Source organism: Acinetobacter sp. NEB 394 (assembly GCF_013374795.1).
In the GTDB taxonomy this organism is placed as follows: Bacteria; Pseudomonadota; Gammaproteobacteria; order Pseudomonadales; family Moraxellaceae; genus Acinetobacter; species Acinetobacter johnsonii.
In genome coordinates this window covers 1998578-2017163 of record NZ_CP055277.1, presented here as the reverse complement: position 1 = coordinate 2017163, position 18586 = coordinate 1998578, and the positions used below count along the sequence as shown (strand labels likewise).

The 18586-nt window shown below is 34.5% G+C and carries 15 protein-coding genes and 4 pseudogenes; 12 read left to right on the top strand and 7 right to left on the bottom strand.

Going from position 1 to position 18586, the window contains the following annotated elements; genetic code table 11:
- Positions 1-16 precede the first annotated feature (16 nt).
- The 3 genes from HUK62_RS09600 to HUK62_RS09590 all read left to right on the top strand — a co-directional run bounded on the left by HUK62_RS09600 (position 17) and on the right by HUK62_RS09590 (position 3068).
- Entirely contained in the window at positions 17-1024 is a 1008-nt protein-coding gene (locus tag HUK62_RS09600; RefSeq protein WP_176538468.1) for an HNH endonuclease signature motif containing protein, read from the top strand.
- 185 nt (positions 1025-1209) lie between these two features.
- Positions 1210-1791, top strand: coding sequence for a restriction endonuclease subunit S (locus HUK62_RS09595; protein WP_171327150.1), 582 nt, complete (start codon positions 1210-1212; stop codon positions 1789-1791).
- A gap of 14 nt (positions 1792-1805) precedes the next feature.
- On the top strand, positions 1806-3068 hold the full coding sequence (locus tag HUK62_RS09590; protein WP_104794876.1) for an N-6 DNA methylase: 1263 nt from the start codon (positions 1806-1808) through the stop codon (positions 3066-3068).
- 72 nt (positions 3069-3140) lie between these two features.
- Here the strand turns inward: HUK62_RS09590 and HUK62_RS09585 are convergent.
- The 3 genes and pseudogenes from HUK62_RS09585 to HUK62_RS09575 form a co-directional block, all read right to left on the bottom strand.
- Positions 3141-3764: pseudogene (locus HUK62_RS09585) on the bottom strand (HAD-IA family hydrolase).
- Between the two features lie 19 nt (positions 3765-3783).
- Positions 3784-4254 carry a transposase family protein gene (locus tag HUK62_RS09580; RefSeq protein ID WP_104794874.1) on the bottom strand — a complete coding sequence of 157 codons (471 nt, stop codon included), beginning with the start codon at positions 4252-4254 and terminating at the stop codon, positions 3784-3786.
- A complete protein-coding gene (locus HUK62_RS09575) occupies positions 4202-4597 on the bottom strand; it encodes a transposase family protein (RefSeq protein ID WP_171327174.1) in 396 nt (131 codons plus the stop codon). The genes HUK62_RS09580 and HUK62_RS09575 overlap by 53 nt, the downstream gene beginning before the upstream one ends.
- A gap of 468 nt (positions 4598-5065) precedes the next feature.
- Here HUK62_RS09575 and HUK62_RS09570 point away from each other — a divergent pair, with 468 nt between their 5' ends.
- The gene (locus tag HUK62_RS09570; RefSeq protein WP_228723677.1) at positions 5066-6256 is read left to right on the top strand and encodes a hypothetical protein; all 1191 of its coding nucleotides are present in this window, start codon (positions 5066-5068) and stop codon (positions 6254-6256) included.
- Between the two features lie 230 nt (positions 6257-6486).
- Complete coding sequence (locus tag HUK62_RS09560; protein ID WP_005262957.1) at positions 6487-7233, top strand: IS5-like element ISAba31 family transposase; 747 nt, start codon at positions 6487-6489, stop codon at positions 7231-7233.
- A gap of 33 nt (positions 7234-7266) precedes the next feature.
- Here HUK62_RS09560 and HUK62_RS09555 read toward each other — a convergent pair.
- Positions 7267-8300 (bottom strand): annotated as a pseudogene (locus tag HUK62_RS09555) (IS3 family transposase); the annotation flags it as partial.
- Positions 8301-8610: 310 nt separating this feature from the next.
- On the opposite strand from HUK62_RS09555, the gene HUK62_RS09550 reads away from it, so the two are divergent.
- The 6 genes from HUK62_RS09550 (at position 8611) to HUK62_RS09525 (ending at position 16202) form a co-directional block, all read left to right on the top strand.
- On the top strand, positions 8611-12027 hold the full coding sequence (locus HUK62_RS09550) for a DUF4011 domain-containing protein (protein WP_176537734.1): 3417 nt from the start codon (positions 8611-8613) through the stop codon (positions 12025-12027).
- A 72-nt stretch (positions 12028-12099) separates the two neighbouring features.
- Entirely contained in the window at positions 12100-12504 is a 405-nt protein-coding gene (locus tag HUK62_RS09545) for a transposase family protein (RefSeq protein WP_099475598.1), read from the top strand.
- Between the two features lie 39 nt (positions 12505-12543).
- Positions 12544-12933, top strand: coding sequence for a transposase family protein (locus tag HUK62_RS09540; RefSeq protein ID WP_079270576.1), 390 nt, complete (start codon positions 12544-12546; stop codon positions 12931-12933).
- 39 nt (positions 12934-12972) lie between these two features.
- Positions 12973-14946: an AAA domain-containing protein gene (locus HUK62_RS09535; RefSeq protein ID WP_176537733.1), complete on the top strand. Its 1974-nt coding sequence runs from the start codon at positions 12973-12975 to the stop codon at positions 14944-14946.
- A gap of 25 nt (positions 14947-14971) precedes the next feature.
- Entirely contained in the window at positions 14972-15292 is a 321-nt protein-coding gene (locus HUK62_RS09530) for a hypothetical protein (RefSeq protein WP_127801373.1), read from the top strand.
- Between the two features lie 553 nt (positions 15293-15845).
- Complete coding sequence (locus HUK62_RS09525) at positions 15846-16202, top strand: hypothetical protein (protein ID WP_146857163.1); 357 nt, start codon at positions 15846-15848, stop codon at positions 16200-16202.
- 148 nt (positions 16203-16350) lie between these two features.
- On the opposite strand, the pseudogene HUK62_RS09520 reads toward HUK62_RS09525, so the two are convergent.
- Positions 16351-16761, bottom strand: a pseudogene (locus tag HUK62_RS09520) (MFS transporter); the annotation flags it as partial.
- Between HUK62_RS09520 and HUK62_RS09515 the strand changes: the two are divergent.
- Positions 16760-17305: pseudogene (locus HUK62_RS09515) on the top strand (citrate/2-methylcitrate synthase); the annotation flags it as partial. The pseudogenes HUK62_RS09520 and HUK62_RS09515 sit on opposite strands and share 2 nt — an antisense overlap.
- Positions 17306-17361: 56 nt before the next feature.
- Here HUK62_RS09515 and HUK62_RS09510 read toward each other — a convergent pair.
- On the bottom strand, positions 17362-17982 hold the full coding sequence (locus HUK62_RS09510; RefSeq protein WP_176537732.1) for an aminotransferase: 621 nt from the start codon (positions 17980-17982) through the stop codon (positions 17362-17364).
- 78 nt (positions 17983-18060) lie between these two features.
- Positions 18061-18543 (bottom strand): CinA family protein, encoded by a 483-nt coding sequence (locus HUK62_RS09505; RefSeq protein WP_114837011.1) that lies wholly within the window; start codon positions 18541-18543, stop codon positions 18061-18063.
- Positions 18544-18586 lie beyond the last annotated feature (43 nt).

Genomic DNA, 18586 nt, shown 5'->3' with positions numbered 1-18586 from the left:
ATCTATTTAGTAGAGGATTAATGTGCATATACCTACTGCACAAGAACAACTTAAATTTCTAAAAAATATTCAGCTGATTTTACAGTCGGGTAGTTTTAGTAGCACCTATAAATTTGCATTGCTGATTAGCCTAAGCCGATTAGCTATTGAAAAAGGTGAAGATTCAGGTGAGAGTCTATTACTCGAATATACGGATATCGCTGAGAAGTTTATCGAGCTGTATTGGAAGCAAGCAGTACCCTATACCTTTAATGATGAAGGGCAGCTGATTTTAAATCAGAATAATGGTAAGCAAGCAGCGATTGTAAATCGAATCATTGGGCTTCGTCAGAGTTACTCATCCCTTGGACTGTTAAGACGAGATTCATTTGTGTGGTTAAAGCTCGTTAAAGATGTGGCTCGTACTGTAAAAGACATGCCAGTCCGTTATCTACAAAACATAAATGGTCAAAATTTTGAGTTTTTATATCAGCTTGATCGGTGTGGAAAGCAACTTATTCTTCTACCGCAAGTCATGTTTTGCTTACGACAGTTCAGTGAAATCATCGAAGAGCTTTGCCAGAAACGTTGGATTGACTATATCCGTAAGAACAGCAGCAATGCATCTATTTTGAATCAGTTGCCGAATCTTGAACAATTCATGTTTGAGCCGAGTAGAAACCAGTTGAATGCGGTAGCAAATGTATTGGTCGACCTACAAGACTATAAATGCTTCTACTGCAATAAACCGATGCGCAATGGCAATTACGCCGTTGATCATTTCATTCCATGGTCTATGTATCCATCTGACACAGGGCACAACTTTGTACTTGCTGATTCAAGTTGTAATTCTAAGAAAAGTAATTTACTGGCATCAGATGAGTTTTTGCATAAGTGGCAAGAGCGTAATGAAGAACAGGATTTGATTATTGTGGATCGAATTTCTGTGTTGGGATTTCTGACCGATAAAGAACGCTCACATAAGGTGGCTGAGTGGGCGTACGTTCAAGCAAAAAATAATGGATATATTTACTTCAGCTCATAATTGAAGTTGTTAAGTTAAGGTTACTGCTTACTCGACATTTCAATATTTAAGCTATCGATTAAGAAGTTTTCTTGCTTTAATTAAAAAAAGTTTTAATAAAACTATTTACAAAGTGGTTTGCGAGAGCTACTATTTGCTTAAGGAAATTTAAAAATAGTTTTGTTAAAACTATATTTGGAGTAATTGTGAAACTAAATGAAATATGTTCAAGTATTACAGTTGGAATCAATAAATTCAATGATACTCATGAAGAGAATTTAATCCAAGTCAGTTTATTGACAGGTCAAAGCCTAAACGATAAAGGTTCTCTGGATGTAAATACTCGTACAACGAAAACAGTATTTGTCGATGAGGAGCTTATTGAAAAAAAGAAATTAAAAGAAGGTGACATTGTTTTTTTATCAAAGGGCACAAATCTACGAGCTTCAATTGTGACTGCGGAACAGGAAAAATTAAATTTATTTGCTCCTGCAACATGTCTAGTCATCAAGGTAGATTCGGAAGTTGCTTTACCAGAATTTTTAACTGTTTTCTTAAACAGTGAATATGGTCAAGCAGTACTCAATAGTCTGAATAAAGGTACGACGATTATGAATATTCCTGTGAGTAGTCTAAAGGATATTGAAATTTCAGTACCAGACTTAGGCATACAGCATAAATTGGCAGAAGTATTTCACAAAAATAATCAAGTCTTGCATGCAATAGAGCAACTGAAAGTTCAACAAATTAAAGCAACCAATGCCGCTTTTCAAAAGTTGATGGCCTAAATAGGAAATTAAAAATGAAAAATACAGTCGAATATTTAGATGCCTTATCGACTATGACAGGCACGATGACACGTAGTGATGCATTAGAGCTATTTACTTTGATTGCTTATCTTGTAAAACAGCATAAAGATGAAAGTGAAAATATTCTGTTATCCACACAAGATAACATCTCAACTTTTATTTCTGATTTTGTAGCGGAAAAAGAATTACACTGGTTTTCAAAGGATGTAATTCGTTGGAACGCCAATCAGCTTGTGAATATTGTTCAGGTGTTTTTAAGCCTGCGGGAAGAGTGTCCGAATAATCAAAATTATGGTGAAAAAGCTTTTGAAGTATTAAAAGCTTTTGCACTTAATTCAAATAAAAATTGGGACATGTTTAATATTGATTCACAAAATATCCTCAATGTTTTTAAAGTGGTCGTTGGCTCAGTAGAGGATAAAAAACTTTACGATGGGGCATGTGGTCTAGGATTATTAGCACACGAGCTTAATACTCAAAAGCCCATATTACGTGATATCAATGAAGCAACGGTAGGGATGGCAAAACTGCTTTATGCGTTAAGTGAGAAAGAGGCAGATATTCAGCAGTCAGATTCATTAAGTGATGGTACTTCAAGCCTTGGGGTCGATGTGGTAGTTAGTACGCCACCGATTAACATGAGGGTGTCTGAATCCTTTGTAGCTGGACAAAATTATTTAAAAGAATTGTTTATTGCTGCTCGTATTCCTAGTAGTGCATCTGAAAGTTTATGGATTCAGCAAGCTCTGTACAACCTAAATGCACATGGTAAAGCATATCTTCAGATTATCCCTGGCTGGCTATTCAGAGGTGGGTATGATGCAGAACTTCGAGAAAAATTGGTTCAATTGAACTGGGTGGAGGCTGTTGTTTTACTACCGGCTGGTATGTTGGCTGATTCAAATATTGAAATGAGTTTACTTATTTTGAATAAAGCCAAAGTTAAAGAGACCATTCGTTTAGTCGATGCTCGAAGTTTTGGTGAGCGTCAGCGTAGAAAGCTTCATTTAAGCCTGAATGATGCAGAGAAAATAAAGGAACTGCTCTCGGTTGATCAAGAGACTGAGTGGTCAAAAGATGTCAGTATCCAACAGGTCAAAGCCAATAAATATAGCTTACACTGTGCCGAATATTTTGATGTCCATATTGAAGTTGAGCAGTTAGATCTTGAGCGTGAGCTCGCATTACTGCAAGAAAAGCAAATGCAATATTTGAAAGTTAAAGATGAATTTAATCAGCTCTTAAACAACATTTGAATGAGTAATCTTACTTAAATAAATGTTACTCATATGTGTGATTCATAGACATCATTTCAATATAATAGGTGTCTATGAATCACACAACTTCCGGGAGGTTAAATCACCTATTACATCCGACAGCTGTTCCCCTTTAACACGTTGAATCAAGCGTGCATTCATTCCTAATGAAATCGGTTTTTCCACATCTAAAACTGGGTGATCTCCAATAAATAACATTTCTGACATTACACAGTCGAAATGTGCCTTAATCACCTCGTAAATTTGCTGCTCAGGCTTTATCGCTGCGACTTCATAACTAAAAACAACGACATCAAATAGGCTAGGCAAAAGTGTTTTAAGTCGTTCACCGTAAGGCAGTGCTAAATTGGAACAAAGCGCAATTTTAAAACCATGTTTTTTTTAAATTTGTAGCGTAGGTATCGTATCTTCAAAGAGTTCAATCGTATTTAACTTAAATTGAAGATCATCATTGATCTCATTTAAAAGATGTTTAGGAATTACTTGTCCAAAATGCAGAGCTAATTGTGCAATATCGACAGCTTTTGACATGATGATACTTGCATCGTTAGGGCTTGGTTTTCTCCCATTAGTTTTTAGCCATTTCATTAATTTACGATATGGTGATCGGCTTGTACCAATTTTTACAAGCGTACCAAAAGCATCAAATATTATTATCTTAGGTTCAATCTTCATACTAGACCTCTTTCATAAATCATTTTTTGCTCAGTTCCAAGTTGTAAATTCCAGCGATTAAATTGAATCTCAAACCAAGCCTTTTACCTCTATTTCGATAACGCTCAGCAAGGATTTTGAAGGTTTTCAGGCTGCCAAATACATTCTCAATTCCGATTCTTCTTTTATTGATTTCTTGATTATAGATTTTCAATTCAGGATCCAATTTACAGTGTCTTTTGGCTTTTAATGGCAACAGGCTATTCGGATACAACACATAAATCCCCTGATAGCCTTTATCTGCAAGGATAAAAGCCCCAAAAGGAATCTGGTTTAAATTGCGTTTGAACAACTCGAAATCATGCACTGCACCGCGACTGGTACATAAACTCAGAATTTGCTGAGTTTTGTAGTGAATCATGGCCTGTACTTTAAAGGTATGGGTCTTTTTCTTGCCGCTATAGCTTTTCTTCTGTTTTTTTAGGCCTTTGGATTGGAATTTCCGTGGCATCCACGATCACAACATTCCAGTCGATGCCTTCGCCCTCGGGTAAATCTTTGGGTAAATTAAACAGATTGGACCGAATCAGGCAGTCTTCAACATGACGGACAATTCTTGAGGCTGTGGGCTCTGAAACCCCGTAACTCGTCGCAACGTGAAATAAGGTTCGGTATTCCCGCCAATAGCTCAGACAGAGCAGAACCTGATCCTCCAGGCTTAACTTGGGCGGTCTGCCTTTGGCAGGGACATGCTTTTGCAATTGCTCAACCATCAAATAGAAAGTTGACCATGAGATGCCTGTGTATCGCTTGAACTGAGGATCAGAAAGCTTGTTTGAATCGATGTATTTCATCCGCAGATTATGCACGAATGCTAAGAAATCTGGAGTGCAAATATTAACCAAAAAGAAGATCGTTTTTTGATTTATGAAAGAGATCTACTATTTCAAAATCAACTTTTTAGATTATTCAGTTTAATATTTTTTACCTAAGAATAAACATCTGCGAAGGTCAAATGATGTCGTATCCCATTATTTCCCCATAGCATTTCTCATTCAAATCCAACACAATAGATATCAAAGAGATTCGGGAGTCTTCTAAGTGATTACAGGCGAAATTAAAAGCAAAATTGACCAAGTTTGGAATGCATTTATGAATGGTGGTATTTCCAATCTCGTAGCTACTCAACACTTTAATTGATATAAATTTTTTTACTAATTTATGGTACTTAAAATTTTAATCCATGAACAAAATTTTTAGTGAATTGACAAAATTATAAGTATTTTTTTTGCAAAATATTATTGGGTAAAATAGGTAAAATAATGGGAAATGCAGATTTAGTTAGAGCAAGTAGAGATGGTGATTATTTTCATTATTTATGGGCTGCTAGAAAAGCTCTTCTTCTTTTAAATCCACTATCAGGATTAGACGTTCTAACTATTGAAGGTCCCAGTAAGTCTGAGTTTCAAAAAGAAATTGAGGAGGGTGAAGAAATTGTAGATGTAGGTGAATACTATGGATCAAACAAGTTTTCAGAAGCCTCTAAGATTATTTACTCTCAACTCAAACACACTACTGTACATGAGGAAGATAGATTTCAACCAAGTGACTTAGAGAAAACTCTAAAAGGTTTTGCAAAAAGATATCAAAAATTTTTAACTATTGAAAATAAACAGGAGGTTTTAAAAAAATTAGAATTCCATTTCATTTCTAATAGAGCAATAAGTAAAGACTTTTACAAGTCAATTTGCGAACTACAAGAAATTGGAAAAGTTACTAAACCAACTAATTTGGAAAAATTAGAGCTGTACACTAATTTAAAGGGCAAAGATTTAGAAGATTTTATTAAGCTAGTAAAATTTCCATCACAAGAGCCCAACTATATAGCTCAGAGGGAGATTCTTGCTCAAGATATTGCCTACTATCTACCTGGAGATGATGTTAATGCTCCTAATGAATTAAAAGAACTAATCCATCGCAAAGCACTTAGTGAAAACAAAGACACACCTGAAATTACACGATACGATGTACTCCGGGCACTTAAAACAAATCCAGATGATTTATTCCCTGTAAAAAACTTAATCAAACAGTTAGAAAATATCGTAGATAGACCTATCGTAAGAACACTAATAGATACTATTAATGAATCACATAGTCAAAAATTTATTATTCAGGCTGAAGGTGGTGTAGGTAAATCAATATTAAGTACACAAATACACAACTATATCCCTTCTGGATCATTGTCGATTGTCTATGACTGCTTTGGTAATGGTGACTACAGACAATCTTCATCAGCGAGACATACACATAAAATCGCGTTAGTTCAAATTGCAAATGAATTAGCTGGATTAGGCTTATGTCATCCACTAATACCAACAACCAGTGCTGGTCCTAGCGAGTATATAAAGGCATTTTTGTTTAGATTAAAGCAGGTTTCTGAAAGGTTCTCTAATGAAAATAAGCAGCTATTCATTGTTATTGATGCTGCAGAAGAGGTGGTCCCACATGTTTGAACAACTAAAAGCTTATTTATAAGTGATACTCTGCTCTAGTTAAGCTACCTTATTTTGTTGTGGTAGCTGGTCATAGTAAAACTCATCTGGAGTCATTTTGTCCAGACTCGAATGAGGTCGTTTCAAATTATAAAATTCAAAATATGCGTTTAGGGTGTGTTGACACTTTTAGCTTAAAAAAATAGCGAAGTAGTAAAATCAAATCACCAAACCCAATTTTACTATTCGCTATGCCTCGTACCATGCTGACAGATCAACACTGGCAAAAGTTGAAAGTTATTCTGCGTAATTTATCCATTCACCACAACTCAAATTTACGCAATTTTATTGAAGCTATTCTCTATAGAATTAGAACAGGTTGTCCGTGGCGAGATATTCCTTCTTGTTTTGGTCATTCAAACTCTATTTTCAAACGTTTTAATCGTTGGTCAAGCAGCGGTAAGTTACTTAGATTATTCAAATTACTAGCCTCATGCCCCGATATGGAATGGATTTTTATTGATGGCTCTCATGTACGTGCTCATCAACATTCTGCCGGCATAGCGAATCAATCTATTTCTAAAAGTGTAGGAGGAAACTCCTCAAAAATACATTTGATTGTTGATGCACATGGTAATCCTATTGATTTCATGATTACCGATGGAACCACACATGATGTTAAAGTTGCGCCTGATTTAATATCAACATTAGATTTAAAAGAGACAAAAGTGGTATGCGCAGATAAAGGCTATGATTCAGAACCACTGCGTGAACAGATCAGGAAAACAGGGACTAAAGCGAATATACCAAAGAAAACGAATAGCCAATCGAACAATGACCATATGGACTGGTATTTATATAAAATCAGGCATTTAGTTGAAAATATGTTTTGTAGATTAAAGCAATTTAGAGGAATAGCTACTCGATATGACAAGCTCAAAAGAAATTATCAAAGTTCTGTTGCCTTAGCCTGTATATTTTTATGGCTACCGTTATAGGGTTAATTATGAACAGTAAGTGTCAACAGACCCTAATTGCTTCTTCGCATCCAAAACATTGCTGTAGGCTTTGAGATACACCTCTTCATATTTAACGCTCCGCCATAATCGTTCAACCATCACATTATCAACCCATCGACCTTTACCATCCATACTGATTTGAATGCCATTTGATTTCAATACATCAATAAATGCATCACTGGTAAACTGACTGCCTTGGTCTGTATTAAATATTTCAGGTCGACCATATTTTTCAATAGCTTCATTTAATGTTTCTATGCAAAATGTAACCTCCATACTAATCGATACTCTATGCGCAAGTACCTTGCGGCTATGCCAATCAATCACAGCACATAAATAAACAAAGCCTTTTGCCATAGGGATATACGTTATATCCGTAGACCACACTTGATTACTGCGCTGAATAGCCAATCCTTTGAGCAGATATGGATATTTGCGGTGAGCTTGATTAGCCTGGCTTAAATTTGGTTTGCAATATAACGCATTAATGCCCATTTTCTTCATTAAAGTACGTGTATGACGTCGTCCTATATGATGTCCTTGACGATTCAACAAATCACGCATCATCCGGCTACCTGCAAAAGGGTATTGCATATGTAACTCATCCATACACCGCATCAGCTTCAGATCTGATGCACTCACAGGTTTTGGGCGATAGTAATAACAACCACGGGAGACTTTCAGCAGCTGAGCTTGCTTAGATACTGAAATCTGAAGTGAGTCATCGATTAACTTTTGTGGTTGAAGCGGCCCAGTTTCTTCAACACACCTTCTAAAAAATCAATTTCTAATGCCTGCTCACCGATTTTTGCATGTAGTTTTTTTAGATCGATGGGTGGTTCTGTTGGAGCTTTTGATTGATCGAAAGCTTGCGAGGAAGCTGAAATCAGTTGATTTTTCCAGTCGATAATTTGGTTTTGATGAACATCAAATTCAGCACTCAATTCAGCAAGTGTTTTTTCTGCTTTAATCGCAGCAAGTGCTACCTTAGCTTTAAAATCATTTGAATGATTTCTTCTTGGTCTACGTGCCATAAAATACTCCATATATTGATGTTTATAACATCATTTGGGGAGCAAAATATCACTTATAAGTGTTGTTCAAATTTCCTGATCCACCTCTTCTGATCAGGTTCACAAGCCCCCCGATATCCCCAAACTACTATGAGCCAAATCGAGGTGACCATGACAGAAAATGAGATGAGAGGCCAAAGATCCAGTTTGAGAAAAACGCCAGCGTAGAGTGAAATGATCATTTAGCGATACAGGTTTATCAACTATTAAAAAAATGCTAAATTATTATCATAAAAGAGCAATGTAAAAATATTTTTTTGAATTTTAGAGGTTTTTAGACTAAATGACCGAGGGTACAGCAACATTTGCATATGATTCATTGGAGTCGATTCGTAAGAGACTATTGGATTTAAGTTCAAGAAATTCGCTGTTAAATTATAAGTTTCCACGTGGTAAGTGCCTTCAGTTCATTGAAACTACACCAAACTCTATATTCAAAGCATTAAATGACAGAAAAATAATAGATCTACTACCAATTCCTAAACCATTAGATGCAGAGCTCAAGAGCTACTATGGGGTGGAGGAAAAGAATGGTAGTGGTATTAAAGATCACGGACCAAGTGTTGAATCTTGGGCAAAGCATTTAGGTTATGAGATTAGTTTTGAATTGAGTCACAATTATACGAGTAATTCATCAAAACCTGAAAATACACATGTTTTACAGAGTTTACTTTATCCAAAGGACTTAGAAACTCGAGTTAAATATATTAGACAACAAGCCGAATCATTCATAAATGAAACAGGTTCGAATGTTTTATATATTGCGATTGGTTTTTTAGAATGGACTGAAAGTAAAGATTCAAATCTGAAACGGTTAGCTCCACTTTTCACTCTACCTGTAAAAATTGAAAAAAAGCCAAAAACAAAACATGGGGGCTATGATAATTTTGAATTATCTATGTCAGATGAAGGATTATTAAGTAACGTTACATTACATGAAAAGTTAAAAAATGAATTTGGCTTAGAATTGCCTTTATTGGATGAAGAAAGTACGCCAGAAGATTATTTTGACTTAATTGAAAAAAATATTTTGTCTCATGAAGTAGGTTGGAGTATTAAACGCAAGGTCTGTATGTGCTTGCTAAATTTTTCTAAGCAAGCAATGTATCAGGATCTTGATCCTACGAATTGGCCTAAAGGGTATTCAATAGAAGATCATCCAGTTATTCAACAATTATTTAGTAAGGTGGCCAAAGAAAGTCAGTCTCATAGTTTCGACTCTGAATATGAAATTGATGATATAGAAGATATCCATGAAAAATTCCCAATCATTTACGATGCTGATAGTTCTCAACATAGTGCTTTAATCGATGCCGTAAAGGGGGAAAACTTAGTTATTGAAGGTCCTCCAGGATCTGGTAAATCTCAAACAATTACAAATTTAATTGCTGCAGCAATCAATGATGGCAAGAAAGTACTTTTTGTTGCTGAAAAAATGGCTGCATTAAATGTAGTAAAAGATAGACTAGATAAAGCTGGATTAGGTGGATTCTGTTTAGAATTACATAGTCATAAGTCTAATAAGTTAAAAATATTACATGACTTAAATGAACAATATAAGCAATTGGAGCACAATGCTAAAATACATGAAATACAAATCACAAAAAACAAACTTGAGTTAAGTAAAAATTATTTAAATCAATATGTAAAAAGAATTAATAAAGAGTGGGGAGAGACGAAATATACAGCACATGAAATTTTAACAAAAGCAACTTACTTCAAGAATTTATTGGATATAAATCCTGAAGATGTATTAATCGATAATTTAAATTTGATTACATTAAATCAGGATGATATCCAAAGCTATATTGATTGGGGGAAGTTGTTAGAAAATTCATTTATACAAACTCGAGATCAATGCCCTGACAAGGAGATATATAAACACTATTGGTTTGGGGTTAATAAGGTAAACTTAATTGATTCTGAAAAAGCAGAAATTGTGAAATTTCTTAAAGAGTGGAACTATGAATTAACAGTAATACAACGTTTATTTTCTGAGCTTTTTTTTTGTGATGATGTGAATTTAGAATTAGTTGAAAGAGTAACTAATAATGCAAAAGAATTACCAAATTTTGATGAGGAAATATCTTATCATTTAATTAATGATCAAATCGATAATATTAGTTTGCTATCTGAATACATTAATTTGTATGATGAAATTAATAAAAACTACAGAGTAATTGTTGCGGTAATTAACAAAGAATATCTTGGAGAGTCAAATTCTCGTGAAGTTGAAATCATTAGGAATTTGATAAATGAAAGCAAAGCATTTGATAAAAGTATCACTTTAGAAGATATAGATGAAGCGATACACCAACTAGAAAAAATTAAGACTGCTTTGTTGGATTTAAAGCCTGATATTGAACTAATTGAAAAGAATATACCTTCTGAACTTAAGAAGGTGTTTGGATATTCAGAAGAAAATTTTAAAGCTATGGAGATACTGGTAGGACATTTAAAAGGGTTGCCATTTGATCTTCTAAAACATAGAAATGAAATATTTGATGAATCTAGTATTGATCAGTTTATAGTTGATTTTGAACCAATATTTAAACAGTTGCATCAAAACTATCAAGATTGTCAAAGACTGTACAAATTAGAGATCTTGCCTAGTGTGGAAGACTTAGAGATAAATTACAAAAATATATGTATAGGTGGATTTTTTAAATATTTTACGATGCGTTGGTGGAGCGCTCGAAAATTTATATTAGGTATCAGTAAAAATGAAGGTACTCCACTTATTGAAATACAAAATAATTTTTCTAAATTAATAGATTTTAAGAAAGGTATTGATTCTGCAAATAAATTGAATGATAAATATAAAATATTAAATCATATGTATGATGGAGTTAATACGCCATTAAATGATATTAAAACATTGCGTGATTGGTACAAAGGCGTTCGTCATGAATATGGTATTGGTTTTGATGAGAAGGTGAAGATAGGTTCTGCTATCTTAAGATTAGAGAGCCACTTAGTAAAATCTATCATTGAAGAATATGATCGTAAAGTTGCACCTAAGATTAAAGATTTATTGAATTTACTGCAGGGCTTTTCTACTTTATATGCAAGTAAAATTAGTTATTTGAGAAACGTCCACGAAATTATTGATGATGAAAGTGAGATTTCTCGTACATTAATTTCTCTTAAAGAATTAAAGTTAAAACTTGGGCCCTTTATTATTGATAAAAAATCTTCATTAGCTCGTATTGAAAATGAATTAATTTTATTTGATGCTAATGTAGTAAAAGTAACTCGATTTAATGAAATTAGAAAAAATTATCCTCAATTGTCTAAAGAATGGAACTTTGATGATTTAAAAGGGGAAATTAATGTTGCTGAACTAAATCGCGCTCAAAAGACTCTTAAGCTTTTAAATATAATTTCTGATTCATTCGGAATTTTAAGAGAGAAACTATCTAAGATATCAGATAAGGAAAGTTATCAAAGATTAAAAAAATCTTTAGATGAAATCTCTCATCATTTCAAAAATGAAGGAATAAGAAGAAAACAATTTGAAGAGCATTCTAATGTTGAAGCAAATTGGACCAATCAGCTTAAAAATTCTTTTATTGAAACGATAAAAAGAAATAATTTAGCTTTAGAGAATGAAGACTGGTTATTTACATGGAGTAATTACCATACTATTAAGAATAAAGCTGAAAATTCTGGTTTAAGATGCATTAGACTTCCGTCATAAATCAAAAAACGTACAATTTATTTGATCTTAAATTAATCAGCAAAATTATTTAATTCAAGAGATAATCCTTGGATGAAATTCAAAGATATTCAAAAATTATCAGACGTTAAGTTTCGTAGGCTTACCGGTGTTAGTTGGGCTACATTTAACCTCATGTTGGCCGAGCTAAATAAGCATTTACCTCGTCATATTGGTAAAGGACGACCGCATAAATTACCGTTGGAAGATCGTTTGCTCTTATGTATAGAATATTGGAGAGAATATCGAACATTTTTCCATCTTGGTATGAGTTACGGTGTATCTGAAACGAGTGCAATTCGTATCACACGTGTTATTGAAGATACCTTAATCCGTTCTGGAAAATTTAACTTGTCAAAACAACTTCCTAATCGAGATGAAGTGGATTGGGAAGTTGTTGTGATTGATGCAACTGAAATATTAGTTCAACGTCCAAAAAAAACAGAAGAAATGGTATAGCGGTAAAAAAAGCGACATACCTTTAAATTTCAGCTATCTATGCACTATACAACAGGTGAAATACTGAGTGTATGTGGAAGTCATGGAAGCATGCATGATTTTAAAATATTTAAAAAAAGCATGAGGAAATTAAAATTTAAGCCCTTTTTTATTGTTGATAAGGGGTATTTAGGGATAAAGAAATTGGGTTTTGGATGCCTCATGCCATCTAAAGCAAAGAAAACTGAAAAACTAGATTCTGAATTAAAAAAGTTAAATAGAGAGATTGGTCGTAGACGAATTCAAGTAGAGCATGTATTTGGAAGGATGAAATGTTTTAAGATTTTATCTTGTGTATATAGAAATCGTCGTAAAAGATTAAACCTGCGGTTTAATTTACTTGCTGGCATATACAATTTAGATTGGGTGAAAGATAAACAATTAAATTGATTGAAAAATGATTTATGAAGGAAGTCTATTATTAAAAAGTTGGAAAATGCCGAATTAGAGAGGTATTCAGTTGCTGACGTGGTGCAACTATCTTTATATAGTTCTTTAGCAAAGCATATTATTAATACAGATACACTGATTCAAAAATATAACGGTATAGAATTATCGACTATGGTTAGTAATTTTCAGAATTATGATAATGAATTACTAGTATTACAAAGAAAGCAGATTGCTTGTAATGCCTCATCAGTCGATGTTCCTGTAGGGATTGCTTATGGTAGAGTATCTGATTTAACAGAATATTCATTAATTGCAAAAGAGGTTTCAAAAAAAACAAGACATATTCCAATTCGGTCTTTGCTAGAAAGAGCACCTAAATCAATTCAAGCATTAAAACCATGTTTCATGATGAGTCCTATGTCTGTTGCTCAGTACTTAAAGCCAGGACTTTTTGATTTTGATTTGGTTGTGATGGATGAAGCATCTCAAATTTTGCCAGAAGATGCGATTGGAGCATTAGCTAGAGGCAAAAGTGCAATTATTGTCGGTGATCCAAAACAATTACCACCTACAAGCTTTTTCAGCACATCAGTTAACTTTGACGATGCAAATGAAGATGAACTTGTTGGAGTAGAGGATGCTGAAAGTATCTTAGATTCAGTCTCAATGTTTAAGAAGAGGCGTTTACGTTGGCATTATCGCTCGCGTCATCAATCATTAATTGCCTTCTCTAATAAATACTTTTATGACTCTGACCTTGTTTTGTTCCCATCACCTATTCAAAGTTCTCCAGAACTTGGTATCCGATATAAGAAGGCATCTGGCATATTTGATTCAGGGCGAAACTATAAAGAAGCACAAAGTGTTGTAGATGAAGTATGTGAATTAATTCTTCAAGATAAAGAAGAGTCAATTGGTATAGTTGCGATGAATAGTCAGCAACGGGATGAAATCGAAAGTCAATTAGAACTCAGACTATCAAAAGATTCTAGGTTGCAGGATCTTTATGATAAAAAAATGAAATCTCATGAACCTGTATTTGTTAAGAATCTTGAAAATGTCCAAGGTGATGAAAGAGATGTTATTGTCATATCCATGACTTATGGGCCGTCACAGGTTGGGGGTAAAGTATTTCAAAGATTTGGTCCGATTAACCAAAGTTCAGGTTGGAGACGACTCAATGTACTGTTTACCCGTTCAAAGAAGAGAATGCATGTAATTTCATCTATGAATTCATCTGATATTTTATCATCTGAATCAAGTAGTAAAGGTGTAACTGCATTAAAGGCATTCTTAAGATACTGCGAAACTGGTTTTTTACATGAAGAAAAAGTAACTGGTAAAGCACCTGATAGTGACTTTGAAATAGCAGTCATTAAAGCGCTTGAGAAGCATGGATATGAATGTGAACCTCAACTTGGTGTTGCAGGATACTTTTTAGATCTTGCTGTCAAAAATCCAGCTAATCCAGGAGAATATTTGTTAGCAGTTGAGTGCGATGGTGCAACTTATCATTCTGCAAAATCTAGTAGAGATCGTGATCGTTTACGCCAACAAATTCTAGAAAGTTTGGGTTGGAATATACATCGGATTTGGTCAACAGACTGGTTTAAAAATTCGCAAGAACAAATGCAAATTTTGTTGGAAAAATTGAGAGTATTAAAACCGGCTGTTGATATACAAGATACTATTAATACCCAAATAACACGGCCAACAAGCATTAATATTGAGAAGCAATATTTACTTGAATTTGAAACAGAAAATGAATCACACGATAATATTATTGAAATAATAGAGGCGGGTGATCTGGTGAGATATTTGGATAGTAGGCATCCTGAAAAAATAATGAATGTTAAGATTTCTAATAATCTTAACAATTTCCAGGAAGGTATTACACATGTTAATAGTCCCTTAGGTCAAGCATTAATGGGACTAACGATAGATGACAGTACAACCTTATCTTTGCCAAGTGGTGATGTGAAAATCACAGTGAAAGAGATCATTAAGTCTTAAGTAAATTTTAACAATGGTGGTAAATATGAATTTTGAAATAGAAAAGTTAATGAGAGCTGAGGAAATTGCGGCATCTGGTATTTATAGTCTTTCTGAATCTGAACAGCAGGCTATATTACAGTGGGGCTTACGTTTATTTGGGATGGGACAGCACAAAGTCGGTGATATACACGAGATTAAATACGAGGGCAGAGTGGTTGTTTTAGATGACGGTTCTAGATGGGAAGTCGAGTCATACGATGCATCAACTGTAGATTTTTGGGGGGAGTTTACAAAAGTAGCTATTATAGATGATGAAATGTATCGTTTAGACGAGAGTGTTTCTGTAAGCGAGGATTTGGTTTAAAGATCCTATACATTAGATCTCTTGTAAAAGTATGCTTATACCTAATTTTTGAATCAGCTAAACCTTCTAAAATATAGCTTGCTGCTGTTTAAATTTTGACTAACGCAAGAAGTCTAATGTAAATGTTATTTAATTAACTAGCCTGAAAAAATGTAATTCGGTTTGCGGGGAAATTAAATGAAAATAATTACAAAAAAATAACATAAATAATGTATGTATCCGAGTTTGTATCATATTTCATTCAATAATAATAAATATATATGAAACATATACTTAAAATTGAGTATGGTAACGTCTGGGCCCACCATATATATCAAACACTTAGGTGTATTAATCCTAAGTGGTTTTTTTATAGTTAATTTCTTGTAAGCACTATGTAAGCAATTAAAAAATCAGAAAGCTTACATACTTATAATGTTGTCTTGTCATTGAATTTCATTTTGAAGGTTTTAATTCTGACTTATGACCATCTGAATCAATCTCATATTTCCTAAATGTCTTTTTAATATAGAGATTGGCTAAGGTAAGTTTGGTCTCTATGAGGGCTTATTCGGTGAATCCGTTACTCATTTTTTTCTCGTTTATAATTGGCGGGCTTGTAATATTAGTGTTCTGGAAAATATTATTAAAAGATATTTACTATAAGATCTGTAGATCTATAAGAGGCAAAGAGACAGAGGCTGAAATTGTTTATTACTTAGATTCTCTTATTAAATTTCAATATCAACCGCTATTTTTTATGCAGTTGCGTCTCAACATCGATGGAAATGAAATTCTCACTGATAAATTTAAAGTGATCATGAGAAAAAGTGATACTGCAAAATATGCCGTTGGAAAAAGCGTAAAAATCAAATACGACCCTAAAAATATTGAAAATGTCATAATACTAAATGTAATTGAAAATCTATAAATAACTCATGTCTAAAACTTTAGAGACTATTCATCATTTAAAATTTTAAGTTATCAAGCCGTGCTGATAAGTTAAATGAAGCTTTATGCAATCTATTGCATAAAGCTCCGTTATTCTTAACTATAAATTATTGAATATTATATATAATTTAGGAATCAGTAGATTTCACTTTATCTGGTAAAGCTCGCCAAACAAAGATAGAGAGAATTAAAAACATCACACCTGAAATAGTGAGCACTTTACTATGTGAATGAATAAAAGCGTCTGAAGCTGCTTGTTTAAGCTCTTGCATCAACGCTGGGTCCAAATGTCGAAGCAGTGAGATCGCTTCACCAATTGAAGAGCTTGCCTCAGTAAGCATATTTGCAGGTAGCATCTCTGGTAAAACAATAGCTTGGGCATAGAATAATGAAAGTAACAATCCAAAAATAGCAACTCCCAAACCAGCCCCGAGCTCATAAGCCATACCCTCAATAGCTCCAGCTGCGGTTGCTTTTTCAGGGGAAACGGCAGACATAATAGCTGCTGTAGAAGACAGTAATGCAATTTCAACACTGATATGCGCATCCACCTTATCCGATATGCATTCATGTATTACTGGTGCAATTGGTTCACTGCGTGGTCCATTACACGGTGGAGCAAACGAAGCTGCGATGGAAATGATTGAGAACTGGACGTCCCCTGAAGAAGCTGAGCGAGAAATGCTGGGCAAATTAGAACGTAAAGAAAAGATCATGGGCTTTGGACATGCAATCTACAAAGACAACGACCCACGTAATGGCATCATCAAAATTTGGTCAGAGCGCTTAGCGAAAGATGTCGGTGACACGGTCCTGTACCCAGTATCAGTACGTTGTGAAGAAGTGATGTGGCGTGAAAAGAAATTATTCTTTAACGCAGACTTCTTCCATGCATCGGCTTACCACTTCATGGATATTGCGACCAAATTATTCACACCAATCTTCGTGATGAGCCGTGTCACAGGTTGGGCAGCGCATGTGATGGAACAACGCGCAGACAACCGTATTATTCGCCCAAGTGCGGACTATACTGGGCCTGAGCTGCGTAAAGTTGTACCGATTGAGGAGCGTGCTGCCGCATAACGCGATAACACATGATCTAAATAAGGTCTCATTTTTATAATTTGAGACCTTATTTTTTATCGGGTGAGAAGTATAGGATCTTCAATGTTATAACCTGTTTCAAAAGGAATTCCGAGATATTGAACAGTTACCAACGCTTTTTGTTGATTAGGAACTTTATAACTTTGCGAAATGCGCAGCCCATTTTTATAGTCTACCGCTTTGTGAGCTGGACTTTTCAAATTGCTGTATTTCACTTGATATTGATAGCTAAACTTCAGGATGGAGACTTTAGGGTCATACCAAGAGGGTTCTTTTGAAGTCTTTTTACTAATGACTTGAATTTTAACCTGTTTGGGTGGAACCGGCGTTAAAGCTTTGAGTCGTTTTTTTATTTTTGCAATGTCACGGTCAAACTTTTGACTGTCTTGATCATAGTCAATTTTTTGAGTTTTTGGATTGATATATAAAGACTTTACTTCAATCAGTTTGGAGGGTGTTTTGCTGTTGAGTTGATAATAATACAATTGTGGCAAACGACCACGACCATCTAAATAATGTCGCATCACATAAATTTTTTGATCAGCTTGGTCAAGACCTAAAACTTCAATATTTTGTGGTCCCCCTACAGTTGCAAAACTGTGGCTTGAAAAAAATAAGGTGCTGAAAAGTAGAGGATGGATTATTTTCATCATCATGAAGCGCTTCACATTTTTATTGATTATGGTTCAGTTTAAGGGTTTTAAATGTAGAAAAATTAAATTTAGTGTAAAGATTTAAGCATTTTGAATACGTTGAATGACCATTTGAGCTACGTTTTTCGTAAGCTGATCAAGTCGCTCGAGCGCACTGCCTAGTAGTAAATAATGGTAAGTGCTTAAACTGTTTTGATAATGAATGGCAATGTAAAAGGTGCCTTCAGGTTTCTCAGGTGTGGCACTTCCACCAGGTTTGAGCAAACCTGTACAGGAGACAATAATATCGGCATGACCAAACAGTCGATGACCTTGAAGTGCCATAGCTTCAGTGACTTCAATTGACTCCGCTGTATATTGCTGAATAAGTGCAGGATCAATCTTTAAAATTTCACATTTGATACTGGGGTCATAACTCACCAGTCCACCGAGTAAAATGTCTGCTCCGCTATGTTTATAAATCGAAAACTGACTGGATAGATAACCTGAACTGGCACTTTCGATAAAAGCAATGGTCAATTTTTTCTGTTCTAGGAGGTTGCAGCATTGCTTGAGTACTTGCACGACTTTAGCCTCCCGATGTCCATTATTTTGATTTGTTTGCCGG